The sequence below is a fragment of the Bacillus sp. AK128 genome (genome assembly GCF_053903075.1).
The window spans coordinates 2,945,990-2,970,816 of the sequence record NZ_CP096379.1; the positions used below are offsets into that span (position 1 = coordinate 2,945,990).

General features: G+C 36.8%; 26 protein-coding genes. 6 read left to right on the forward strand and 20 right to left on the reverse strand.

What is annotated here, in order from left to right:
* Positions 1 to 13: 13 nt before the first annotated feature.
* From M1D60_RS14710 to M1D60_RS14755, 10 genes are all read right to left on the reverse strand, one after another.
* Positions 14 to 2,230, reverse strand: a complete 2,217-nt coding sequence (locus M1D60_RS14710) for a penicillin-binding protein (protein ID WP_456275589.1) — start codon at positions 2,228 to 2,230, stop codon at positions 14 to 16.
* Positions 2,231 to 2,253: 23 nt separating this feature from the next.
* Positions 2,254 to 2,613, reverse strand: a complete 360-nt coding sequence (gene ftsL / locus M1D60_RS14715) for a cell division protein FtsL (protein WP_456275590.1) — start codon at positions 2,611 to 2,613, stop codon at positions 2,254 to 2,256.
* Between the two features lie 20 nt (positions 2,614 to 2,633).
* Positions 2,634 to 3,569: a 16S rRNA (cytosine(1402)-N(4))-methyltransferase RsmH gene (gene rsmH / locus M1D60_RS14720; RefSeq protein ID WP_456275591.1), complete on the reverse strand. Its 936-nt coding sequence runs from the start codon at positions 3,567 to 3,569 to the stop codon at positions 2,634 to 2,636.
* A gap of 42 nt (positions 3,570 to 3,611) precedes the next feature.
* Positions 3,612 to 4,043, reverse strand: a complete 432-nt coding sequence (mraZ, locus tag M1D60_RS14725; protein WP_456275592.1) for a division/cell wall cluster transcriptional repressor MraZ — start codon at positions 4,041 to 4,043, stop codon at positions 3,612 to 3,614.
* 212 nt (positions 4,044 to 4,255) lie between these two features.
* Complete coding sequence (gene bshC, locus M1D60_RS14730) at positions 4,256 to 5,890, reverse strand: bacillithiol biosynthesis cysteine-adding enzyme BshC (RefSeq protein WP_456275593.1); 1,635 nt, start codon at positions 5,888 to 5,890, stop codon at positions 4,256 to 4,258.
* A gap of 90 nt (positions 5,891 to 5,980) precedes the next feature.
* The gene (locus M1D60_RS14735) at positions 5,981 to 6,364 is read right to left on the reverse strand and encodes a DUF3397 domain-containing protein (RefSeq protein WP_456275594.1); all 384 of its coding nucleotides are present in this window, start codon (positions 6,362 to 6,364) and stop codon (positions 5,981 to 5,983) included.
* A 13-nt stretch (positions 6,365 to 6,377) separates the two neighbouring features.
* On the reverse strand, positions 6,378 to 7,262 hold the full coding sequence (locus M1D60_RS14740) for a 2-dehydropantoate 2-reductase (protein WP_456275595.1): 885 nt from the start codon (positions 7,260 to 7,262) through the stop codon (positions 6,378 to 6,380).
* A 678-nt stretch (positions 7,263 to 7,940) separates the two neighbouring features.
* A complete protein-coding gene (locus M1D60_RS14745; protein ID WP_456275596.1) occupies positions 7,941 to 9,482 on the reverse strand; it encodes an acyl-CoA carboxylase subunit beta in 1,542 nt (513 codons plus the stop codon).
* A 21-nt stretch (positions 9,483 to 9,503) separates the two neighbouring features.
* Positions 9,504 to 9,716 carry an acetyl-CoA carboxylase biotin carboxyl carrier protein subunit gene (locus M1D60_RS14750; protein ID WP_456275597.1) on the reverse strand — a complete coding sequence of 71 codons (213 nt, stop codon included), beginning with the start codon at positions 9,714 to 9,716 and terminating at the stop codon, positions 9,504 to 9,506.
* A gap of 31 nt (positions 9,717 to 9,747) precedes the next feature.
* Positions 9,748 to 11,076 (reverse strand): acetyl-CoA carboxylase biotin carboxylase subunit, encoded by a 1,329-nt coding sequence (locus M1D60_RS14755; protein WP_456275598.1) that lies wholly within the window; start codon positions 11,074 to 11,076, stop codon positions 9,748 to 9,750.
* Between the two features lie 248 nt (positions 11,077 to 11,324).
* Here M1D60_RS14755 and M1D60_RS14760 point away from each other — a divergent pair, with 248 nt between their 5' ends.
* Positions 11,325 to 11,804 carry an N-acetyltransferase gene (locus tag M1D60_RS14760; RefSeq protein WP_456279457.1) on the forward strand — a complete coding sequence of 160 codons (480 nt, stop codon included), beginning with the start codon at positions 11,325 to 11,327 and terminating at the stop codon, positions 11,802 to 11,804.
* 138 nt (positions 11,805 to 11,942) lie between these two features.
* Here the strand turns inward: M1D60_RS14760 and M1D60_RS14765 are convergent, their stop codons facing one another.
* The 4 genes from M1D60_RS14765 to M1D60_RS14780 all read right to left on the reverse strand — a co-directional run bounded on the left by M1D60_RS14765 (position 11,943) and on the right by M1D60_RS14780 (position 14,275).
* On the reverse strand, positions 11,943 to 12,548 hold the full coding sequence (locus tag M1D60_RS14765) for an RsfA family transcriptional regulator (RefSeq protein WP_456275599.1): 606 nt from the start codon (positions 12,546 to 12,548) through the stop codon (positions 11,943 to 11,945).
* 96 nt (positions 12,549 to 12,644) lie between these two features.
* Positions 12,645 to 13,424: an enoyl-CoA hydratase/isomerase family protein gene (locus M1D60_RS14770; RefSeq protein WP_456275600.1), complete on the reverse strand. Its 780-nt coding sequence runs from the start codon at positions 13,422 to 13,424 to the stop codon at positions 12,645 to 12,647.
* Positions 13,425 to 13,560: 136 nt separating this feature from the next.
* Complete coding sequence (rpmF, locus tag M1D60_RS14775; RefSeq protein ID WP_163176875.1) at positions 13,561 to 13,734, reverse strand: 50S ribosomal protein L32; 174 nt, start codon at positions 13,732 to 13,734, stop codon at positions 13,561 to 13,563.
* Positions 13,735 to 13,762: 28 nt separating this feature from the next.
* On the reverse strand, positions 13,763 to 14,275 hold the full coding sequence (locus tag M1D60_RS14780; RefSeq protein WP_456275601.1) for a YceD family protein: 513 nt from the start codon (positions 14,273 to 14,275) through the stop codon (positions 13,763 to 13,765).
* 629 nt (positions 14,276 to 14,904) lie between these two features.
* On the opposite strand from M1D60_RS14780, the gene M1D60_RS14785 reads away from it, so the two are divergent.
* On the forward strand, positions 14,905 to 16,131 hold the full coding sequence (locus M1D60_RS14785; RefSeq protein WP_456275602.1) for a nucleotidyltransferase: 1,227 nt from the start codon (positions 14,905 to 14,907) through the stop codon (positions 16,129 to 16,131).
* Positions 16,132 to 16,208: 77 nt separating this feature from the next.
* On the opposite strand, the gene M1D60_RS14790 is transcribed toward M1D60_RS14785, so the two are convergent.
* Both M1D60_RS14790 and M1D60_RS14795 read right to left on the reverse strand, forming a co-directional pair.
* Positions 16,209 to 17,237: a SepM family pheromone-processing serine protease gene (locus M1D60_RS14790; protein WP_456275603.1), complete on the reverse strand. Its 1,029-nt coding sequence runs from the start codon at positions 17,235 to 17,237 to the stop codon at positions 16,209 to 16,211.
* Positions 17,227 to 18,018 (reverse strand): patatin-like phospholipase family protein, encoded by a 792-nt coding sequence (locus M1D60_RS14795; RefSeq protein WP_456275604.1) that lies wholly within the window; start codon positions 18,016 to 18,018, stop codon positions 17,227 to 17,229. The genes M1D60_RS14790 and M1D60_RS14795 overlap by 11 nt, the downstream gene beginning before the upstream one ends.
* 264 nt (positions 18,019 to 18,282) lie before the next feature.
* Here M1D60_RS14795 and ylbJ point away from each other — a divergent pair, with 264 nt between their 5' ends.
* Positions 18,283 to 19,485, forward strand: a complete 1,203-nt coding sequence (gene ylbJ / locus M1D60_RS14800) for a sporulation integral membrane protein YlbJ (protein ID WP_456279459.1) — start codon at positions 18,283 to 18,285, stop codon at positions 19,483 to 19,485.
* A 329-nt stretch (positions 19,486 to 19,814) separates the two neighbouring features.
* Here the strand turns inward: ylbJ and coaD are convergent, their stop codons facing one another.
* Together coaD and rsmD are read right to left on the reverse strand one after the other, a co-directional pair.
* Positions 19,815 to 20,300: a pantetheine-phosphate adenylyltransferase gene (gene coaD / locus M1D60_RS14805; protein WP_456275605.1), complete on the reverse strand. Its 486-nt coding sequence runs from the start codon at positions 20,298 to 20,300 to the stop codon at positions 19,815 to 19,817.
* A complete protein-coding gene (rsmD, locus tag M1D60_RS14810) occupies positions 20,293 to 20,883 on the reverse strand; it encodes a 16S rRNA (guanine(966)-N(2))-methyltransferase RsmD (protein WP_456279460.1) in 591 nt (196 codons plus the stop codon). The genes coaD and rsmD overlap by 8 nt, the downstream gene beginning before the upstream one ends.
* A gap of 256 nt (positions 20,884 to 21,139) precedes the next feature.
* On the opposite strand from rsmD, the gene M1D60_RS14815 reads away from it, so the two are divergent.
* A complete protein-coding gene (locus M1D60_RS14815; protein WP_456275606.1) occupies positions 21,140 to 22,501 on the forward strand; it encodes an IS4 family transposase in 1,362 nt (453 codons plus the stop codon).
* 376 nt (positions 22,502 to 22,877) lie between these two features.
* Positions 22,878 to 23,267, forward strand: a complete 390-nt coding sequence (locus tag M1D60_RS14820) for a DUF7147 family protein (RefSeq protein WP_456275607.1) — start codon at positions 22,878 to 22,880, stop codon at positions 23,265 to 23,267.
* 186 nt (positions 23,268 to 23,453) lie between these two features.
* On the opposite strand, the gene M1D60_RS14825 is transcribed toward M1D60_RS14820, so the two are convergent.
* On the reverse strand, positions 23,454 to 23,729 hold the full coding sequence (locus M1D60_RS14825; RefSeq protein ID WP_456275608.1) for a YlbG family protein: 276 nt from the start codon (positions 23,727 to 23,729) through the stop codon (positions 23,454 to 23,456).
* A 171-nt stretch (positions 23,730 to 23,900) separates the two neighbouring features.
* Between M1D60_RS14825 and M1D60_RS14830 the strand changes: the two genes are divergently transcribed.
* Positions 23,901 to 24,221 carry a hypothetical protein gene (locus M1D60_RS14830; RefSeq protein WP_456275609.1) on the forward strand — a complete coding sequence of 107 codons (321 nt, stop codon included), beginning with the start codon at positions 23,901 to 23,903 and terminating at the stop codon, positions 24,219 to 24,221.
* 51 nt (positions 24,222 to 24,272) lie between these two features.
* Here the strand turns inward: M1D60_RS14830 and M1D60_RS14835 are convergent, their stop codons facing one another.
* Entirely contained in the window at positions 24,273 to 24,716 is a 444-nt protein-coding gene (locus tag M1D60_RS14835; protein ID WP_456275610.1) for a YlbF family regulator, read from the reverse strand.
* Positions 24,717 to 24,827 lie beyond the last annotated feature (111 nt).

Here is a 24,827-nt window from a genome sequence, read left to right on the forward strand (position 1 = left end):
TTTTTTTATTTATTTAGTCAATTGGCTGATCTTCACTATCTTCTTCACTAATCGTTTCAACCTCTGCTTCTGTGTTTGGTGCCTCTAACTCTATCACTAATTGTGTTTCCTCTTTAAGTTCAGAACCTGCTGGGATGTTTTGATTGATCACATACCCATGGCCTACTAAATTTACTTTCAGTTTAAATAAATGACTTAACTTCATTACATCACGTAATGACCATCCAGTTAAATCTGGCATTAAATAGGATCCATCCGTTTTTAAGAGAATCCTCTCACCAGCAATCACTTGACTTCCGCCATAAGGAGCCTGCGCTAAGATAGATGCTCCATCCCCTATAACTAGTGGCCTAAGCTGCCTATTGGTTAGCTCGTCCACAACACCTTGATGATTTTGATTTACATATGAAGATAGCTCAAAGCCAACTTCCTTAACCGAAGAATCCTTTTTCTCTGTCTTTTCTTCTGAGACCGGCTTGATATTTAAATATTGAAGACTATTCTTTACCACACTATTGAAAATAGCTGAAACTGGCTGTGAGCCGGTTTCGTGTAGAGTTAACTTTGGTTTTGAGACTGCGATATAGACTAGTAGTTTAGGATCTTCCTTTGGCGCCATTCCTAAAAAAGAGAAAACGTTATTTCCGTGTCCAGTTAAGTATGGACGATCTGAATGGGGATCAGGTATTTGAGCAGTACCTGTTTTACCAGCAATTTGATAGCCCTCAATTCGGTATGGCTTACCTGTCCCAGTTTCAGAAGATACCACCGTTTCCAATATATCCATAACCTGCTGAGCAGTTGCCTCCGAAATCGGGGTACCTGCTACCACAGGTTCTCTATCCTCAACGATTTCATTGGTCAGCGGTTCTACTACTTTATCAATAATATAGGGCTGCATCATCTTACCACCATTTGCAATGGCAGTTGCTGCCTGGATCTGTTGAATTGGTGTGACTGTTGTTCCTTGTCCGAACGACGTGGTCACTTTTTCAATTGGATAGTTGTATAATAGTTTACCTGATACTTCCCCAGGTAAATCGATTCCCGTAGGTTCACTAAAACCAAAGCTTGTTAAATAGTTCAATAGGCGATCATCACCATCCATTTTGTTCATAACAAGATTAGCCATTGCTACATTGGATGACCTCTGGAAGCCTTCTAGGTAGGTAATGGTACCCCATCCACCTCTAAAGTGATCTCTAATTGTACTAGGTCCAACTGTATAGGAACCGGATTTATACGTATCATTCGGATTAAAGACACCTTCTTCAATCGCTGCAGCTAGGGTGAACATTTTCATCGTTGACCCTGGCTCATACCTTAAAGCAATTGCATCATTAAGCATATAAGCATTAGCTGGTATATTATTAGGGTCATAGCTAGGTCTTGAGCTCATTGCCAGGATTGCTCCTGTTTTAGGGTCGGCAACAATTCCAATAATATTTTCCGGCTCATACTCCTTTTCCACTTTATTCATGGAGTCTTCAAGGAAAGCTTGAATCTTCTGATCAATGGTTAAATAAACATTATAGCCATTTTTAGGAGGAACGATATCATCTTTAGAAGGAAGTTTAATACCATTACGGTCCCTCTGAAAAACTCTACTTCCATCCTCTTCTTTTAAATAGTCTTCAAGAGTATTTTCAAGTCCCTGTTTCCCCTCAACAATACCATCCTCATTCTTCTTGGCAAAACCAATCACATGCGTTGCAAAATTACCGTTCGGGTAATACCGCTTCTTATCTTTCGTAAAAATAATACCTGGTAATTCAAGTGCTTGAACTTCTAACATAAGCTGATAGCTAATACCTCTACCACCAGGACCTAATTCAACCTGATAACTATCCCGTTCTAATAAACGTAACAGACTATCCTCGCTCATATCCAATAAGGGGGAGAGCTTCCGTGCCGTTTCCTTTACATCAACAACATGACGTATCTCTTTTGAATCCTTAGAATGTTCTTCATCTAAGATCGCAACAACCGTATAGGCCGGTGTATCCTGAGCAATTGCAATCCCATTTCGATCAAGAATACTACCACGGTCTGCTTCTAGAATAGTAGATTGTGAGTATTTCTCTTCCGCCATTACTGGGAGCTCATGTCCATCTACCGTTCCTGTTACTTGAATATATAAAAAACGCAAGGCTAAAAGAAAAAAGAGCGAGCCGAATATTACAGAAAAAACAGCCGCTCCTTTATTTATGTTAGTACTTTTAGTTTTCATTTCAACCACACTCACAAATTCATTTAGTCTTGGACTACTTTCACATTGTTCTCATTCAACATTAACCCAAGTTCATGAGCTTTTGCCCAGATTCGTTCGTATGTACTTAATTCCATTACTTGAAGTTCTAGGTCTGCATTAACCTTGTTCTGAGTTTCAATGGATGTTTGCAGGCTACTAATTTCTCGATTTACTGAGTATATTTTAGCACTATTAGATACCATCACGATACTTCCAATTAAAACCAAAACCGTAAACATCAGGAAAAGCACCTTTTCACCGAATGTAACCTTTAGCTTTTTCTTTGTTATTTGCGGAGCCTGCTGTTGTTGTTGTTCCTCAATTTTTCTTCGTTGTTGGATTTGATATGCTAAATTGCTCATTCTTTTGCCTCCCCATATGTTTATTTCAGTTTTTCAGCAATCCTAAGCTTCGCTGAGCGTGCACGTTTATTTTCACCAAGTTCTTCCTCAGAAGGTACAATTGGTTTTCTATTAACCAACTTAATAATAGGTTGGTACTCTTCAGGAATCATTGGTAATCCATGTGGTAATTGCGGTCCGCTTGATTCCTCTTTAAAAATGGTTTTACAAATTCGATCCTCTAAAGAATGGAAGGTTATGACACTTATTCTTCCACCTTTTTTAATAATGGATATCGATTCTTTTAATGTTTCTTCAAATACCTGTAATTCATCATTAACAGCAATCCTAATCGCTTGAAAGACGCGCTTGGCAGGATGTCCACCCGTACGTCTAGCAGGTGCCGGAATGCCATCCTTAATAATGTCCACTAACTCTAACGTTGTCTCGATTTGCTTCTTTTCACGGTAAGCTTCAATTTTTCTAGCAATCTGCTTAGAAAACTTTTCTTCTCCGTAGTGGAAAAAGATTCGGACAAGCTTTTCGTAAGGCCAATGATTGACAACATCAAATGCTGAGAGTTCAGACTCCTGATCCATTCTCATATCAAGTGGTGCATCGTGGTGATAGCTAAACCCACGTTCAGGAAGATCCAATTGCGGAGATGACACCCCTAAATCAAATACAATCCCATCCACTTCATGAATATCTAGTTCCGCCAAGCGTTCTTTTAAATAACGAAAATTACTTTTAATCAAAACCACTTGATCCTGATAGCTTTTTAGTTTTTCCTTTGCATGCTCAATGGCTAAGCTATCTTGATCAAATGCGAAAAGCTTTCCACCTTTCGTAAGCTTAGAGACAATCGCCAAGCTATGACCTGCTCCACCCAACGTACAATCTACATACAGTCCATCCGGTTTAATATTTAAACCCTCTACTGCCTCATCTAATAAAACCGTCTTATGCTCAAACATTAGAAGCACCTCATATTCTGTCTTTTTAGATTCTTATTTTGATTAGATATCAAATCCAATTAAATTTTCCGCTAGATCTGCAAAAGACTCTTCAGAATCAGAGAAGACCTCTTCCCAACCAGATTTACTCCAAATTTCAACTCGGTTTGAAACTCCGATTACAGCACATTCTTTCTCGAGTCCTGCATACTGCAAAAGTGGTGCGGATATGTTTATTCTCCCCTGCTTGTCTACTTCACATTCAATAGCTCCTGAAAAGAAAAAACGTGTAAAAGCACGGGCATCCTTCTTAGTTAGTGGAAGTGTTTTAAGCTTATCCTCTAAGATTTTCCATTCTTCTAATGGGTAGCCAAATAAGCACTTGTCCAACCCTCTTGTAAGAATGAACGTAGTGCCAAGACCATCTCTAAATTTGGACGGAACAATAATACGACCTTTCGTATCTATGTTGTGATGATATTCGCCCATAAACATGCCCTTGCACCCACTTTCTACCCCTTACTAACCACTTTCCACCACAATTCACCACTAATAAGTACTATTTTCGCTCATAATTGCATTTACTGCAATAGGCGAAAGGAGATTTATGTGAATTTTTTATCGACTTTTTCATTTGTAAATCCCTATTTCTTGCTCTAACTAGACAAAAAAAGACCCTTCTCACCATGAGAAGGGTTTACATCTCCTTAAATAAGTAGGAGTTTATGAGTATATTCCGAAGAAGTAGTTTCCTCTAACATATTTTTAACTAGATTGAAACCATACATATTAATAAAGTAAAACACATTAAGCATACGTTCCTGTGGATGATTCTCTGGTCTTACTAAATGTTGAATACGATCATACTTTTGGATCATTACATCATTTTTCCGTTGAGCCTGTTTGAAAAATTCCATTTCCAAATAATCAAACTGTCTATGAATAATTGTTTCATTTTTAGAGACAATTTGCACTAAACTATCATGGATTTCACTTGCTGAATCACTTAATGTTTTGTAATGGTCTGCAAGAAGTTTTTTCATCTTAGTAATTTCTTGTTTTATACCTTCATTTTCAAGACTCCTCAAAAACTGTTCCTTCTCTTCTACTACACCGATAGAAAGTACGCGTTGAAAAGATAACTGCAATTCATTAATTTCTCTCCATACAGAACCATTCATCAACGTTAGCATTAACCTTGGAAAGACTGGAGGCATCTTCCGTCCCATTACCTCAAATACTCCCTTTAGTTCTGCCCAATAGGCAACCTCCCCTGGTCCAGCCACAAACATAATGGTTGGAAATAAATGCTCCTGCATTAATGGACGAGTTACCACATTATTACTAAAGTTTTCTGGTTGCTCATCTAATAAACGTATTAGTTCATTTTTAGAAAAGTAACATTCATTATGCTTTCCTTGGAAGTACTCGATTCCATCCTTTTCAATTCGCTCAAGAAGAATCCTTTCACCGTTTAAGTGATAAAAGATATGAGCAGAATTTTCCTCACCTTCAATCATAATGTGATGGTCATTCTCTCTTATTCTGTTCTGCTGGCATTGTAAAGTTTTGTTAATTTCTTGGCTTCCTTCAATAAATTGTTTAAAAAAGGGAATCTCAAGCTTTCGAAGTTGCTTATTACCTGAATCAACCAAAACCAATCCTGTATCTCTAAACAATAAAAAGATTAATTGTGCAAAGAAATCAGTATAGGTTTCAGATTGTTTTAAGCATTCATCAATTTTATGTAAGATCTCGTTTGTATAGGTAGTCTCACCATAAAAGCTAAATAGCTCATCTATCCATTCCTTACAGGCTTTTTGATCAAGTTGAACATCACTAACTGAATGTTTATTTGGCCACTTATGATCGAGAGAATGCTTTTTCATTTTTCCATTTACTTCTGAATATGTATGGTTTATCTCTGGAAAGTCATGATCTTCTCCCGCAATCCAGAATACTGGGATAACAGGAATTTGATAGTCGTCTTCTAGTCGTTTTGCCTGTTGGATTATGGTAATAATCTTATTTATTGTGTATAGTGGTCCTGTTAAAATCCCCGCTTGCTGACCACCAATTACCACCAAGCTATCAGGTTGTTCTAGCCTACGGATATTTTCGATTGATTTTATATCAGCATTGTATTTTTCGTTAAAAGATAGTAAATGTGCAACCATTTCATTTCTTGGAAAATGATACTGCTTCAGTTCCTCAATTCGATCTATATATGACTGCTCATTATACGGAGAATAATGAAAATAGGAAGATCTATGTAAACCGTTACCTATGTAGTCTTCTAATAGTTTATTTGTTACTGGCAGTACATGTTCATGAATTTCCATGACAGTCCTTCCTTTCTAGAGCCTCTAGAATTTTCTTTCTAGAGTATAGCATTCGATTCTTCAAAAAGGAAAAAAGTTGCTTATATGAGTTTATAATTCCAAAATTCTCTCTATAATACCATAAACCACAAGCACAACATTTAGTACTAGAAAACACAGAAATAGGCTTCTCCAAACACCTTTTATTACTTTAGGCATTTGAATCTCATCATTCAATTTCCAATTTAAAAATATAAAAATAATCGTCATAATTAAAATAAAAATTAAAATATGTGCCAGTAATGAAATACCGAATACAACTTGTCCTAAATAATAAACGGAGATCATCAACAAAAAAGTAGTGATATCAATTGAATAATGAATTGCACGCCGCTTGTGAATAACAAATTTTTTTAATACTGTAAAGGCTAATAAGAATCCTAATAACGGCAACGTAATAATCGTTGCAAAAATCCATGCTAAAAGGGAAGTCATTTCATCCTCTCCTTTATTTTTCTAACCCTTTCAATGCATCATATAAAAAATCGAGCATAGGTGTATTTGTATGTTGGTATATAGGAAGTGTTCGGTAATAGCCTAATATCCCTTCTACCTCAGTAACATTTCCTTGCTCAATATCACGTAACATCGAGGACCTATTTTTAGCCGTTTTGTTACAAATAGATATAACCGAATCCCACCAAATCCTGGGCTCCTCTGGACTTAATAAAGCAATTACTTCTAGGTAAAGGTTTGAGAACAACTGATGAAAGTGAGGATTACTTAAAAGTTGACCATTCTCAACCCTCAAAATGGCAGTTAATGGGTTAATCATTGTATTAACGACAAGCTTGTTAATGAGCATATTATACCAATCATTAGCTTTCTCAATTGGAAAAAGTGAAGATGAGCATGAATCAACGAGAATTTTTATAAATAGCTCATCGCCTACTAATGTACTAACCCTTGTTACCCCCATCCCAGTATGCTTAACGGAATGTTGATTTAGCTTTAGTGCACCATGTTCGATAACGCCTACTAAAATATTGGTTTGAGGCAGTCTACTAATAAATTCAATATGACTCATCCCGTTTTGCAGAAATAAAAGGCGCGTTGAAACAGAGATTTTTGAAAGAATAGGTATTAGCGAAGATAAGTGGTACTGCTTTACCGTAACAATTATTAAATCGTGCTCGGCAATTCCATCTTTAACACAGACAGCATTCAAGGTTACCTTTGATTCCAGTCCTTCTCTATGTATGAGTATTCCATGATCTTTTATAAGTTTGGCTTGCTCTAAGGTCCGTGTATATAAAGTTACGTGATGCTTAGCTGCTAAATAACCCCCAAAAAGTAGTCCAATTGCCCCTCCGCCAATAATCCCAATGTTCATATAAAAGCTCCCTTTGATTATTCCTCATTTTATATTATCAGATTTTTTCAGTGTCTGGTTAATTTCTTTACTTTTTAAGGACCCTTAGTTTTTATTAGTCTAAATAAAAGAAATCTTTTTGTTACAAATGGCTCTGTAAAACCTGGATGTTGATTTTAGTTATAGGACACCGCAAAAAAGTAACCCCCTTTATGAAAGGCTGTTTTCATAAAGATTGGTACTATTTGTAACGCTTTTTAAGGCACTGAGATGATTGGAGCGGAAGGCACTCGACTCCTGTAAGGAAAAAGAAAAGAGCTTTTTCTAAGGGAGTAGCGGGACATACGACAAAGGAATTCGCTTTGTTGCGGGTGAGACCCCGGAGGCGAAGCTTGTCTAGTTGCAGTGCCCAGCTCCTCGAGGTCAAATAACCCTACATCAAGAAATGGGAAAGATCACCCTTTTCTTGATGTAGGAACATTTGCTTGTCGGAGCTAACCGGGGCACTTCCACTTTTCGATGAGGAGGCTCACCGCCCGCCCCGCGGAAAGCGAGTGCCTGCAGCGGAAATCATCGGACCTAGTATAATTAATTTTTCTGTTTAAATAGCAACAAAGTATACGAAAACACCCTTTAAGAAAAGAACCAAGAAAAAGCCCTCGTGCTAGAAAGCAACACAGGGCTTTATTTACTTACTGTCTATACCGGATAAACAGGATGTTTCCTTTCTGGTGAAACGAGTTCCTTTGAGGAATAAAGCTCAAATCGATTAATTAAAACATCCCTAAGCTCAGAAGCGGCTACAATATCATCGACAATCATTTCTGATGCAAGCTTGTATATGTCAATATGTTCTTTGTATTCTTGATGTTTTTCTTGAATGAATTGGATTCTTTCTTTTGGATCCTCGATTTCATTTATTTTATTAGAATATACTGCATTCACAGCAGCTTCAGGACCCATTACTGCAATCTGGGCAGTAGGTAATGCAATGCAGCAATCGGGCTCAAATGCAGGACCAGCCATGGCATATAACCCAGCTCCGTATGCTTTTCGAACGATGACCGAAATCTTTGGAACGGTAGCTGAGCTCATAGCCGCTATTAATTTAGCACCATGTCTAATGATTCCAGCACGTTCTACCTTTGTCCCAATCATAAACCCAGGGACATCAGCTAGGAAGAGCAATGGGATATGGTATGCATCGCAAAGAGTGATAAATTTGGCAGTCTTATCTGCAGAATCAACAAATAATACACCACCTTTTACCTTTGGCTGATTTGCAATTACCCCTACAGTCCGACCATCTATTCTAGCAAATCCAGTAATAATTTCAGGGGCAAATAACTTCTTCATTTCAAAAAAGCTGTCCTCATCAATTAGTGAGTGGATGGCTTCATACATATCAAACGGAGCATTTTGGTTTTCCGGGATAATTTCTGTTAAGCTTCTACTTTTAGTTGGTGCTTTCCCATCAATAACAGGAACCCTTTCCTTATAATTTAATGGAAAGTAGTCTAAATAACTTCTAGCATACGAAATCGCCTCATGTTCATCTTTTGCTAATACATCACCACATCCACTTACAGAGCAGTGCATGCGTGCTCCGCCCATTTCTTCTAGAGAAACCTTTTCTCCAATAACTTTTTCTGCCATTCGGGGTGAGCCTAAGTACATGGAAGCATTATTTTCTACCATAATGACAATGTCACAAAAAGCTGGTATATATGCCCCACCAGCAGCAGAAGGTCCAAAGAGAATACATACCTGAGGGATCATTCCTGATAACTTTACCTGGTTATGAAAAATCTTCCCTGCCCCGCGACGATTCGGAAACATCTCCAGTTGATCTGTTATTCTAGCTCCAGCTGAATCTACGAGGTATAGTAATGGAACTTTCAATTTCTCAGCCGTTTCTTGAATTCTTATAATCTTTTCAACCGTTCTTGCTCCCCAAGAACCCGCCTTAATGGTAGAATCATTGGCCATAACACAAACGGTTTTTCCATTTATCTTACCTGTTCCCGTTACGACTCCATCGGCAGGCAAGTCTTTCGCTGTATGATTAGCAAATAAAGCATCCTCTACAAACTCTCCTCCGTCAAATAGAAGCTGTAGTCGTTCCCTTACAAATAATTTATTTTGTTCTGTTAATTTTTGATGATATTTAGGCGCTCCACCCTTATGAATGTCAGCACGTTTTTCATGAAGAAGATCTTCATGCTGCTTTAATTTACTCATTATTTATCCTCCTCTTTAGACTTACTTTAAAACAATCAGAACATCACCTTCGTTAACAAAGTCACCTATGTTTACTTTAATTTCAGAAACTTCCCCTGTATAAGTACTTTCAAGAGGTATTTCCATTTTCATAGATTCAAGGGTTAACAACTCTTCACCTTCCGTTACTTGCTGTCCTACCTCAGTTAAAACATTTAATACCGTACCTGCCATTGATGCTGTAATTTCTACCATTTTACTTTCCTCCATCCCTATATTTTCGTTATTATTTTTTTGCTAAATAATTAGTGGTGTAATTCCCCAAGTTAAACTGTTCTTCATCTAATATCCTGTTAAATAAAGGACCATTATGGTTTATACCCTCAATTGAAAGTGTGGAAAAAAACTTTTTTGCTTTTACAATCGTTTCTTGTCGGTCTTTTCCATGAACAATGACCTTCGCAAGCATTGGATCATAAAAACTAGTAACAACCGAATTAGATGTATATCCGAAATCAACCCTTACATCTAATTCTTTACTATAAGAGAAGTCACTAATTAGACCTGGGGACGGTAAAAAGGTTTCCGGATGCTCAGCGTATAACCGAAACTCAATCGCATGACCTTGTCTTTTTAAAGACTCTTGTAATAATGGTAATGGTTTCCCCATTGCAATTAAAAGCTGCCATTCAACCAGATCTAGATTTGTAATCATCTCTGTAACTGGATGCTCTACTTGTAATCTAGTGTTCATCTCTAAAAAATAGAACTGGCCCTTTTCATCCATAACAAATTCTACTGTTCCTGCGTTTTCATAATTAACTGCCTTTGCTGCATTGATCGCTTTTACATAAATTTCTTCTCTTAATTCATTATGCAAAAAGGGGCTAGGTGACTCTTCAATTACCTTTTGATTTCTTCTTTGAATCGAGCAATCTCGCTCATACAGATGAACGATATTTCCAAAACTGTCTCCAAAAATTTGCACCTCTATATGCCGAGCGTTTTCAACAAACTTCTCTAAGAATACTTCATCATTACCAAAATACGCTTTTGCTCTACCTTTAGTAGAGTGGTATGCTTTTTTCAAACTCTCTTCACTAACACATTTTTGCATGCCAACTCCACCACCACCTGCACTAGCCTTTAACATAACAGGGTAGCCAATGGATTCTGCAACTGCACATACCTCTTCAAGACTAGTTAACCCACCATCACTACCGGGTACAACTGGAACACCTGCATTCTTCATTGTTTGTCTAGCCAAAATCTTATCACCCATTTTTTCTATAACCGACGAACCCGGACCAATAAACGCAATCCCATACTTTTCTAACAATCTTACAAAGGAAGCGTTTTCAGACAAGAACCCATAACCGGGATGAACTGCATCAACCTGTTCCTTAAGAGCAACTTCAATGATTTTATTAGAATCTAAATAAGACTTTTGTACGGGTGGTTCACCGATACAATGGGAAATGGTGGCCTCTTTTACATAAGGCATGGTAGCATCTGCCTCTGAATATACAGCCACAGTTTCAATTCCAAGCTTCTGACATGTTTTTATAATTCGTAGAGCAATTTCCCCTCGGTTAGCAATTAGTATTTTTTTCAAGCTATCAGCCCCCTTTTTCTGTTATAAGGTCCTCCTTACTAAAAAAATCAATACATATAATAGAACGAGTAAATCTGCTCTAATGAATTTAAAACCTCTTACCACTATTATTTCTGTACATAATGAATAATTCCTCTTTACTTTTGAAAACGCTTACGTAATTTCATAAGAATTTTTTTAATAATTGTATTATAATGATAATGGAGTAATTTTCTTAATGATAGTGATTATAAGGGGGAGCTTTGATGATGACAACCTTTAAAGTAGAAAAATTACAGGTCAACTACAAAACGATAGAAGAATTTAAAAGATTTAAGGAATATGGAATTCAAGAACTTTCTATGCTTGAAGACCTCCAAGAAAACATTATCGAAAATGATAGTGAATCTCCTTTTTATGGAATATACTTCGGAGAAAAGCTTGTCGCACGAATGAGCTTATATCGTGTTGATCAAAAGTTTGATAAATATTTCGATCCTCCTCAAGATTATTTGGAACTCTGGAAGCTTGAAGTCCTTTCTGATTATCAGCAAAAAGGTTTTGGAAGAGCTCTAGTAGAATATGCAAAAAGCTTTCAGTTACCTATTAAGACAAACCCTAGAGTTAAATCCAATGAGTTTTGGAATGCAATGGGCTTTTCAAATGTTACGTATGACATGGAAAGAGACTTAGGCGAAAATCCTCTTGTTTGGTATCCTACTGGAGTAAAGGAACAGACTCGTCCTTAACTCTCTATTTTCATGTGAATAGTTTACGGGAGACTTCGTTTTATCAATTAACAGCAAACCCTGAAACGGAAAGCTCACTAACAAAATAATAAAAAACAAAAAACAGCTGACTTTTGCCAGCTGTTTTTTAACGATTTGTTATTCTACTCGTTCGAGATTCCCGTTTTGTTCCATTTGAAATTTAACCTTCGAATCATCTTCATCTTGTAGCATCATCATTTTTCGAGCGCGATCCATAATACCAATTAGTGCCTTATAATCCTCTTTCACTAGCTCCAATTGCTGTTCCACTTCCCGCTTTTCTTTTAACAAACTATTCTTTTCTTCTACTAGCTTTTCCACTTTATTTCGAAGAGATTGATTTTGTTGTTTAAGATCATGCTGTTCACCTTCTGATTGCTCATAGGTTTTTAAATACTCAATTACGTTTGATAGTGAAAAAGATTGAGTAGGATGGTTCTTTTCTTGTAGTACAGTAACATCCTTTGTGGTCGCTTTTGTGGACGGTCCTTCTTTTTTCAACTCTTTTCGTTGCTTCTTAGCTATTTCAATTGCTTGTTTATATTGCTTTCTAACATATGAATTCCACCGGAAACCGCATGCTGCTGAGGTACGCGATAGCTTTCTTCCAACTTCCTCAAACGCAGTTAATTGTGTCCCTCCTTCACGAATATAGCGCAATACTACTTCTGCTAAAAATAAATCCTCATCCTGTGTCCATGCATCTTGACGTACAGTATTCAAGATCAATTCCCCCCTAGTCACTTTTTAATTCATACATATGCAACTAGTAGAAAAGATAGACATAGAATAGTATAGACTATTATAAATTTCTGATATTTAATGTGAATATTTTTCCTTTTTCAAGAATCGATTAACTGCTTCATGATGCTCTTCTAAAGCCCAGAGCTTTGCGCACTGTTTAATTTCCTGAAAAACTCTGTCCTCTAGTTGGCTTGCTTGCCATTTTCTTATTGCAATTTCTTTATAAGCTGAGAGGACAGAAGCACCGCTGGATAATAACATATCTTCAATCCACTGAACACCTTCTTTTTCCCAGTCTGGTCCTTCCAAGACGTGCTGAATAAAACCTTTGGACTTCCCCCAAGTTGCTGTATAAATAGTAGCAGAGAACAGTAGTTCAGCCGCTATATCATAAGGAATCTTCTCAAACAGAAAAGCTCCTCCACCCCATCCAGTTGTAATCGCTAACTTTCCTTGCACAAAGCCAAATTTACTAGTACTTCTAGCTATTCTAAAATCACATGCAGTAGCAAGTTCAAGTCCTCCCCCTATCGCAATACCATTGAGCAGTGCATAAGTAGGTTTATTTAATGTCATTAGCTTATATAAAATAGTACCCATTTTTGAGAGCATAGCATATGCCTGTTCTTCTGTATGTAGTTCCTTGAAAACCGATAAATCCCCTCCAGAACAAAAGGATTGGTCTCCCTCTCCAGTAATTACTAACGCTTTGCAACTAGAGTCTTCACTAACATGATCTATAATTTGGTGAAGATCATCCATAACCTGAAAATTAATAGCATTTCTAACCTCTGGTCTATGAATCTTAAAAATAACAATCCCACTACTTGTAGTTACAACACTTGTCTGATTCACGAAGTACTCTCCTTTCTGAATAAACGGCCTAATAATGTTATTACAAAAGACGCCACTCCTGTTTCCGGAAGTTTTTTTAATTTTCTTCTCCACAAATAAAAAACCGTACTTATTTAAAGTACGGTCTCGGAGTTTATTATTTGTTTACAACATCTTTCCCTTTGTATGTTCCACACTCTTTACATACACGGTGAGCTAATTTCATCTCACCACAGTTAGGGCAAGCCACCATTCCAGGAATTTCTAACTTGAAATGTGTACGGCGCTTTCTCTTTGCAGTTTTAGATGTTCTTCTAAAAGGTACAGCCATTCTTCCCACCTCCTTAAAAAATGAACTATTACTTATCTTCTTTAAAAAATTTCGCTAATCCAGCTAAGCGTGGATCAACTTTTTCTTCCTTTTCTAGTTCGGTTATAACTTGCCAATCCTTACCAGACTGTGGAGCACTTTCTTCTTTGTTCGGGTTCTCTGCAAACACTTGCATTGGAATTTCAAGAAGGATATTTTCCATAATCACAGGAAGTAAATCAACCACATCACCTTCTGGCTTATGAAATTCCTCATCAACCTCGTAGTCTACCGGTTGAAGGAGGAAGTGTTCCGTTGTAGTAATGTCAAAAGGTAATTCAACATCTACTAACGTTCTCGAACAAGGTAACACGAGTGTTCCTTTTAGTTCCAAATGAAAGGTTGCTTTATCACTACTAACATCTACTTTACCAGTAACAATTACTGGAGAGACGTTTCTAATTTCGTGATTAATTCTTTTCAGTTCGCTTGCATCAACCGTTTCATCTATCAAAAGTGGTTTATGCTGAAATTTTTTTAACTGATGTACATGCCATTTCACAAATGATCACCTCAAGGCAACAAAGGTAATTATAGCTTTGTATAATAGAATTGTCAATATTTTTTCTTTACACTATACTTAAAATAGAAATCTACCATCAAGTGTTCACTCAATACCAATAAAAGTCTTGATTTTATAGGCTATTTTACATAAATGAAAGAAACAATATTCAAATCTTTTTAGCTACTCTTCACACTTTATCATGTTTTTCTTTAATATGCCAATCGCTCGTTTTTCTTACTCTTTTTTTTTATGCTCTGTTAAAGTTTGTTGTTGATTTCCGTTCCAGGACACTCGCTTTCCGTGGGCGGGTTCGGGAGCCTCCTCGGCGTTACCGCCTGCGGGGTCTCCTTCACCACGCTTCTCCCACAGGAGTCTCGTGTCCTTCCACTTCAATCAACTCTGCTAAAAATCAACACTGTACTTTAACACAGCTTATTTTTAAGTATTTCTTAAAAGAGTATTTAGAATCAGAAAATAATTACTAATGACTATTATAGCAATTTTTTTTGTCTTCGTAATGAGATTGATGATCCACTTGTCCAGTTTTTATTACGAGCTTCCATAGTTAAACAATTTATTGATTAAACATAAGGTAAAACTGATTATTTTGAAAGGAGCTTTAAATAATGAAATCAGCCGGGGTAATTGTTGAATACAATCCATTTCACAATGGTCATTTATTTCATCTTCAGCAAACTAAAAAAGTCACAAATGCAGAATGTATAGTAGCTGTCATGAGTGGTAATTTCCTGCAACGCGGGGAACCTGCTCTCGTATCTAAGTGGATGCGGACAAATTTGGCATTGCAAGCAGGCGTTGATCTTGTCATTGAACTTCCATATGCGTTTGCCACTCAGAAGGCAGAAATATTTGCGAGTGGGGCTATCTCTATCCTTGAAGGCCTCGGAGTAGACGAGGTTTGCTTTGGTAGTGAATCAGGGAACATTGATTCATTTGTTCAAACCGTGCAAGCTATGAATGATAAAAAATCTGAATTCGAGGAATATCTCCACTTGTTCATGAAGGAAGGAAATAGTTATCCGACCTCAGCAGCTAAAGCTTTTCAAAAGCTAGAACTTAGAGACAATATAGTGGATTTAAGTCTCCCGAATAATATATTAGGCTTTCACTATGTAAAGGCTATTTTTGATCAACAAGCTAAGCTCATTCCTAAAACAATCACAAGAACTGGAGCTAACTATCATGATGAACATTTTCAATCTCCTACTATCGCAAGTGCAACTAGTATTCGGAAAGCTTTATTTTCACACACAAGTGATCTTGATGATGTGAAAGGATATTTTCCAGAAACTACGTATTCAGGCTTGCTCAGATATAAAAAGGAATTCAAACAATTTCATCAATGGGAAGATTATTTTCAACTACTAAAATATAAAGTGCTTTCCTCATCAGTTGACGAATTAGAAAACATTTATGAGATGGAAGAAGGTTTGCATAATCGTATCGTCTCGAAGATTAAATATACAACAAGTTTTATTGAATTCATGGAAGCCCTCAAAACAAAAAGATATACTTGGACAAGGCTTCAACGCGCGTGTACACATCTTTTAACCAATACAACTAAAGAGGTTATGAAAACTGCTTCACAGAATCAAAGCGCCTCTTATATTCGTCTATTAGGAATGAGTCAAACTGGTCGAGCATTTTTACGGCAGAATAAAAAAGAGATCAAATTACCAATTATCTCAAAGCTTTCAAGTTTTTCAGATGAACAGCTCCAACTAGATATTAAAGCTGCTCAAACCTATAGCATGGTTTTACCTGAACCGTTACGGTCAGATTATATACAAGCTGAGTATGCAACTCCACCGATTCAATATAACAGCCAATAGCAGCAGTATAGTTAGTAATCTCTAAGATACCAACAAGACAAAAAAACGTGGATTCCTAATGGATCCACGTTAATCATTTATTTTTCTTCTAGAGATTCTAAAAATTCAAGAGCATCCGATAAGGTGTCCACTGGTATAATTTCCATATCAGTATCGAGTTCAATTGCGGTCTTGACTGCTTCGTTATAATTTGAATCTACTTCGCCATTTTCGTTTGGAGCAAAAAAGAACTCGGCACCCGCTTTATCAGCAGCCACTACCTTATGGGTAATTCCACCAATTGGCCCAACAACTCCTTCATAGTTAATCGTCCCTGTTCCAGCAATCTGGTAGCCTTTTGTCAAATCGTTCTCTACAAGTTGATCATAAATTTCCAATGTAAACATCAGACCAGCTGATGGACCCCCGACCGTCTCTGTATCAATAAACACTTCAGGATCCACGTCAATATCTCGGTCCGTGACTAGGGATATGCCAACCCCTACTTTACTGGGTTCTGTAGGAAAAGGACTCAGTGTAATGGACTCATTCAAAATTGAGCCATCACGTTCAAAAGAGAGTTTAATTTGATCACCCTCCTTCAAATTGCCAACGTACTCAATAAATTGTTCAGAATTTAAAAGAGGTTCCCCTTCAACCTCAAAAATCCGGTCACCTACCTCTAGCTTGTTCCTTGCATCCATGCCTTCAATAAGACTCATAACAAAGACACCATTATATTGATAGTTAATTTGTTTTTGAGCCTTTTCATAGGCAACAGCAATGGCAACATTTTGAGACATATCCATCATATGTAGCTGTCTGTAAAAATACTCATCATCCGTTTCGCCCTCTACTCGCATGTTTTCAGCAGGGATTAGATCGTAATATGGGGCAACTTTTGCCCATACATATGTAAGAATATTAATTTTCCCTCGACTTACTCCAACTGTCGTCATCATGAATTTACCTTCGGACTCGTCTCCACCTTCGACCTTAATAATTGGAGAAAGCTCATAGGCATCTCCTGGCATATTTAAATAGTAGGGAAGCTTTATTGTATTTAAAAGTATGACAAGAACTGTTGCTAAAATAAAAAGTACAATTTTTTTTTGCTTACTCACCATTTGACTCCTTCCACTTTTGAATCATTTCTTTTATCGCTGGTAGCATATTTTTTGTTTCATCTTCTCCCATTTTAATAATTTCTTCAATATTGGTAAATGCCCTTGCACTAAAAACTCCAACCTTTGGCTTAATAGTGATGTCTGAATCATTAACGACATATTTTACAAGCTCATCCTGCATTAAGTCTATACTTTGCATAATTACATCAAATATAGTCGAAATTTCCTCAATCATTTTCCCTTCGTTTACATCAACCGCAATGATTAAGTCGGCCCCCATGTCCCTTGCAACAGAAACAGGTAGACGATCAATAACTCCGCCATCTACTAGTATTTTATCGTCCTTCTTTTCTGGAACAAAGATTCCAGGAATTGAGATACTAGCCCTAACGGCATCAGTAACTGACCCCTCTCGAAACACTACTCTCTCTCCTTTTAAAAGGTCAGTTGCGACAATTGCTAATGGAATATTTAACTCTTCTATGTTTTTCCCATGCGTAAAGATCCTTATCAGTTCCTTTACCCGGTTTCCCGCTATAAATCCCATCTTGGGTACTGTAAAATCCAGATAATACTTTCTTTGAAATGCTATTGCAAGATTATATAGGCGTTCAATACCATGTCCTGCCCCATAGAAGCTTCCAATTAGGGCTCCCATACTACTTCCTGCAATATAATCTATAGGGATATTATGGTCTAATAACACTTTAATCACACCAAGATGTGCAAACCCTCGTGCACCCCCAGAGCCAAGTGCTAAACCAATCTTTGGTTGCCTCAAGCATATCATCTCCAGTATATTTTTTCATGTTCTGTTTATGAATTTCTTCGCCACTGATTCAATCCAACCAGGTGCCTGTACCTTAATTTGATATTCTTCAAACATTTAATCACATTCTTATGGTCTAAATAGGTCACCTGATAACGTATATTGATACTATTGGTGGACAACTTTTTTGTGTAATCTTTACTTCCTACATTCATACTCATCCTAACAATTATTTAGAAGTCTTATATAGGAGGCATTACATTGAATTTTCCAAGAATGAAAACAGTTTTACTATCATCATTTATTACTTTAATGGCCATCGCCTTAATAACATTTCCGAAGGCCTCATTTGCTGCCTCTAAAGATGGTTTAGAAATGTGGTGGACAATCGTATTTCCTTCCCTGCTTCCTTTTTTTATTGTTTCAGAGCTTCTAATTGGTTTTGGAGTTGTTAGCTTTATTGGAGTCATATTAGAGCCCATCATGAGGCCTCTATTCCGTGTCCCAGGGGTTGGCGGATTTGTTTGGGCAATGGGAATGGCCTCTGGATTCCCTGCTGGAGCAAAATTCACAGCTAGGTTACGACAGGAGAAGCAATTAACTGCAATTGAAGCAGAACGGCTTGTTTCCTTCACCAACTCTTCTAATCCACTGTTTATATTCGGGGCAGTAGCAGTTGGTTTCTTTGGCAATCCCAAAATCGGAATTCTTTTAGCACTCTCACATTATCTAGGAAATATTTGTGTAGGCTTCTTGATGAGGTTTCATGGTCACTCTGAAAAAACTAGTAGATCTGATGAAGAACGGAAGGGATTTTCTTTATTAGAAGCATTTCGGGTATTACACCGAACAAGATTAGAAGAGAAACGACCACTCGGAAAAATGCTTGGCGATGCTGTTAGTTCATCGATACAAACCTTATTAATGATTGGTGGCTTTATCATTCTTTTTTCTGTTTTAAACCGTCTATTATCGTTAGTACATATAACAGACCTTTTTGGTATGCTTCTTGCTTTAATTTTACAAACATTCCATCTTTCCACCGAGCTAAGTGTCCCGCTAATTTCGGGATTGTTTGAAATCACACTTGGAAGTGATTTGACAAGTGATGCAAATGCTGGGCTTTTAGAGAAAGCGATCATTGTTAGCTTCATTCTAGCCTTTTGTGGTTTTTCTGTTCAAGCTCAGGTAGCTAGTATCTTATCTGAAACAGATATCCGCTTTAAACCATTTTTTATTGCTAGAATCTTTCACGGCTTCTTTGCCAGTGTATTTGCCTTTTTATTATGGAAGCCACTATATGTTAACCTTCAGGCCTTTGATAGCGGAGCGACCATTCCTGTTATGAGATGGCTTGAAGATTCGGCATCATACAGTCATACCATATGGAGTTACATGGCTTATTACGGACCATTGTTCACTTTGTTATCTTTATGTGTTTATACGATAATCATCGGTAAAAGATTATTGCAAAGGTAAAAAACCCGCTTTCTGCTTTGTAGTCTAAGTGCTAAACAAAACCAAAAAATGAAATAGTGCTGTTATTTAAATCACATGGAAAAGGGTTTAGAGGAGCATCTCCCCTAAACCCTTTTTTATCTTCTTTATAAAGTTAAACCTTCAATTAAATGAACACTTAGACGTCCTGATTTTCGCTTTTCACTCTGATTATACGGGTCACTAATGAAACCAACTAAAAACCCAACACCTCTACTATAAGAAGTCTGTTCTTAATTATTACAAGCGAAAGTAAAATAAGCGGAAGTTTGTCCGTCTATTCCAATCCTGAGATAAAACATAATCCAACTTTAGATTTTATTAAATTTCTTCTTTAATTCGCGATCTACTGCTTCTGGAACGAGGTCAGATATATTCCCTTGATACTTGGCTGCTTCTTTTACAATAGATGAGCTTAAAAAAGAATATTGACTATTGGTCATCATAAATAATGTCTCGATATCCTCATTTAATTTTCTGTTCATAGCCGTAATCTGCATTTCATATTCAAAATCTGATACGGCACGTAGCCCTCTTAGGACAACCTTTGCATTTTTACTCGCAGCGTAATCAATTAGTAGTCCTTTGAAAGAGTCAACCTCGACATTCGGGATGTCCTTAGTAACCTCCTTTAAAAGCTCTATTCTTTCTTCCACCGTAAACAATGGTTGTTTAGAGGAGTTGTTAAGTACGCAAACATACACCTTTTCAAACACACTTGCTCCTCTTTTGATTATATCTAGATGTCCAAGTGTAACAGGATCGAAACTCCCTGGACAAACTGCAGTTTTAGACAAGTAATGGCCCCCCTTCTGACTCCATATCATCTTCAGATAATTCATAGATTGAAATTGCCGTAATCCCGTACTTTTCAAATCGAATGAGGTTCAATTTTCCGATTTTTTCTGGCATTTCTACCTCTGTAGTATGCTCAACGACAATTTTCCCTCCCGGATTAATTAAGCTGTTGCTATCAATAATCGAAATAAGCGCTTCCAGCTTTTGTTTATGATATGGTGGATCTAAAAAGATAATATCAAAACTTAATTCTCTCTTAATTAGTGCCTTTAGAGCTTTTTCTGCCTCATTACGATAGATTTCTACCTTTTCCTTTAAACGGCATGCTTCTACATTCTGCTTAATCGTTTGAATAGCCTTCTGATCAATATCTACAAATATAACTTTTTCTACACCTCTACTAAGTGCCTCAATTCCTAAGCCTCCACTACCACCAAATAAATCAAGTCCTAAACCCCCATCAAAGTAGGGCCCAATAATATTAAAAATTGATTCTTTGACTTTATCAGTGGTCGGCCTGGTTGATTGACCTGACACTGCCTTTAATGGGTGACCTTTACACGTTCCAGATACCACTCTCATGTTCATTCACAACCCTTAATTTCTACTCATTTAAGTTAAACACCATTATCCTAACATATTTGTAATAAAAGAAAAACAATTCTAATTAACTCAACTTTCGCATCGATAAAAGTTTAATAAGTTTAATCAGCAGTAGTTGCTGAAACCATTGGAATACTTTCCTTGACATGAAAAGTTTACATGAAAAAACACCCATCTGTTTGGTATAGTTGATTTGACTAGAATCACAAAACCATACAGAAGAGGTGTCCTCTATATGATAGCGAATCATGACCAATCTAAGCAACTACCAAATGAAATTAAATCTACTTTTAAAGAATTACAAGTAATGAAACATCTTAGAAAAGCTGGAATTACCAAATCGTTTGGCTTTACCTGTGCTTATTTATTTCAACTTATTTTCTGCTTGATCTTTGAAAACAAAAACTGGTTTCGTACACTCGAAAGCAGGAAGTCTGCCGAAATTCCAGCCAAAGATGCGGTCTACCGCTTCTTAAACCGCTCTACTTATTCTTGGAGAAGGTTTCTACTTCTATTAAGCATTGACTCGATTGAGAAGGTAAGCAAACTAACGGATCATGAGCGTGTCAAAGTATTGATTCTAGACGATTCTTCCTTTGACAAAAATCGTAGTAAATCGGTTGAACTACTAGCACGGTGCTTTGACCATGCTTCTCAAAAAATGCGTTTTTACAAAGGGTTTCGTATGCTTACTCTTGGGTGGTCTGATGGTACAACGTTTATGCCTGTAGACTTCTCTTTATTGAGCTCCAAAAACAGTGTCATTAATGGAATTTCAGATAAAATTGATAAACGCAGTTCTGGATATAAGCGTCGTTTAGAAGCTTTACAATCTGCACCTGAACAAATTCCATCGATGATTAAACGTGCCATGAAAACAGGTATAGAAGCCTCTTATGTGTTAATGGATACTTGGTTTACACATCAACCGCTTATTAAAGAAATCAAGGATCAAGGTCTTGATGTCATTGGCATGGTAAAAAACTTGAAGCAACGTTATCTAATACGTGATAAAAAGGTTAGTTTGAAAGAGCTTTATCAGTTAGCTTCTCCTATTCAAGGAAAGAAAGGAATACTTCGCTCCATTCATACCACGCAAGCGAATGGGGTTCCAGTCAAAATTGTCTTTGTACGTAACCGTAATAAAAAGAGTGAATGGTTAGCCATTATAAGCACAGATTGCACATTAAGTGAACAAGAAATTATTCGAATTTACGGTATGCGCTGGGACATCGAAGTCTTTTTCAAAACAACAAAATCATTATTAAAGCTACAAAAGGAGTTTCAAGGTCGTTCATATGACTCCTTAATTTGTCATACCACGATTGTATTTACTAGATACATCGTACTCTCTTGGCAGAACCGCTGTAGCACAGATCAAAGAACGTTAGGCGGGCTATTTTATGATCTTTGTGATGAAATCAGTGATCTTGATTGGTCTGTTGCACTTGGACAGCTACTCGAGCTTCTTCAAGACGTCCTGAAAGAAAGTAATAGCAAAATACAGAAGTTAATACAAAGTCAACTACAACAATGGATTGCAGGCTTGCCTAACTATATCAAGGTCTACCTGCCTATTTCAGTGTGCGAAAGTTGAGTAATTAATTATTGACAAAATGTATAGCGATAACTCATTTGGTCATACTTAATAGTAACAACATCCTTATGCGTGATGTTGTTGCCAACCGCGGAGAAGACTTACGTTTCCCCATAAGTTCTTCCTCCGGTTTCTCCTCTCCCTTTGCCTTCTTACTCTTAAAGCTTGCTTTTTGGGAATAGAAGGACCCTGCAGAACGAAAGAACTGCAGGGATTTTTTTTTGTGGATTAAGATAAGTAATCATCTCTATAAAGACTACACTATTCCGTCACTCTTTTGTTCCCCAATCAAATACAAGCGAGGCTGCATAATAAGACTATATCATGTATGATAGAATAGGAAACTGAATAGATATTTGAAAGGAAGTTAGTAAACATGATTCAACGATTTATAGAATTAGGTGAAGGATATTCGGATCTCTACGAGTTACTAGAGATTGCCACATCCAATAAACATCGCCTTAAGCATCTTCTCTCTTTACATACAATTAAGGATGATAAACCAGTCACTTCGGTAGCTATTGTTTTACATCCAGCCGAAGTAGGAAAATTTCAACCTATCTACATATGCAGGGAAGGAATCCCGGTTAATCCAAATAAACCAAGCCAAAGATTTTCCATTTTTGAAACTCTAAGTAAGGATCTAGAAAATCCCATTATTACATTTAAAATAAAACCATCTACAGCTTTTTCTGAAAAAGAGCTCTATTATCAATACCTCACTGGTATTTTAAGACTTCATCATATTTTACCTCCGCTATCATAAAGTTAATTATGAGCAAAAGGTGCGTCTTACCATAAGGTTAAAAGGAATCTTCATAATAAAGAATAAGGCTCGCTATAAAATAGCGAGCCTTATTGACTAATTAACTATATTTTATTTTCATTCTGATTCCTTGTTCACTTCTGTAAGCCTAGTAAGAGCCAACACTTATCTCTTACCATCAGCTAATTAAATGCCTACCTTGTAATCATATTCCTTTGCTTTGTCTGGCTTTGAGTTTTCATATTCCATTTTCAGAAATGGTTTATAGGAAGGTTCCACTGTTTTAACAAAGGGTAATGCTTGTAGCTTTTTTATAATTTGCTCGGTATCTTCCATATTACAATAAAGTACACAATATTTTAATCGTTTGGAAACATAGTGAATGTTTCCAAAACGACGTAAGTTTTTAATTTGTTTTAAGTGATGTAACCAAATTACAATTCCTTGCCGTTGTTCAAACATCCTATTCTTCCCCTTTAATGTATCTAGTTAAAATCTAGTCTAGCATGAAATATGTTTGACAAGCAATGTCTTCTCTACCTAAATATTATGATTTTTAAGAAAAGCTCTAACCCATCTATCTTTATCGCCATAACGGATTACAAAAATCTTAATCAAAGAAAGGAAAAGCATATGGATCTTGACCTAATTTGGCGTGAGTTCCTCGATCGTGTAACGCTACACCCACGTATAATTCTTGTGAGAAAGAAAAATTTTTCAGGCATCCCTTTTATTTATATAGAAAGTGCAGCTGATTTAACTAAGGATGAAGTTGAGTTGTGTATAAGAAAAACCTCTGCAGAAGTCATGAAGGGAAAACGACTTCACACTGAAACCGTATTTGTTAGACAAGAACCAACTCAGTTTGTATATAGGCATCGCTTTTTTGTTCCACAAGAGAAAATGTTTTGCTGTGGCAACCTATGTAATGACTGTATAAGGCTTAAAACCTGATGGATGATCAAACAATGGAAAATAAAAAAAGCTATAAGGCTTTCCTTATAGCTACTTACTACAACCACAGCTCCCTCCAGAGCCACAGCCGCCACTACATGACATAGAATCAAAAAATGGGTTACCGGTCGGTACTTTTATATATTCTGAGACTGCTTGCCCAACCAAAACACTGATTTCATCTAACAGTTCTTGAAGTTGGTTCTCAGCCTTCTTAAATGCATAGACAGAAGGATGTAAATCAATCTCTCTCTTTAAGTGCCTTGTTTCCATCATAACCTCTTGGTAATCTGGATGATATTTCCCAAACCTTTGAACTTCCTCATAGCGTTCCTTTATTTTCACAAATCTATTGATTAAGTCCTGTGCTTCTTGATCGTTATTTAATATATATAAGCAATGACGATAATGCTCTGCTACTTCTGATTGTATGATCAAACGTGCTAGAGATTCTGCCTCTTCAATTAGCTCAACTCTTTCTAAAGTTGAAAGCATAGCGACACCTCCTACCGTTTACTATCATACCATGAAACAGTGCAAGGAGAAAACGAATTAAGTTTTGGAAAAGGAAAATGAACCTAAAAATTGGAATAGGTTCATTTTTAA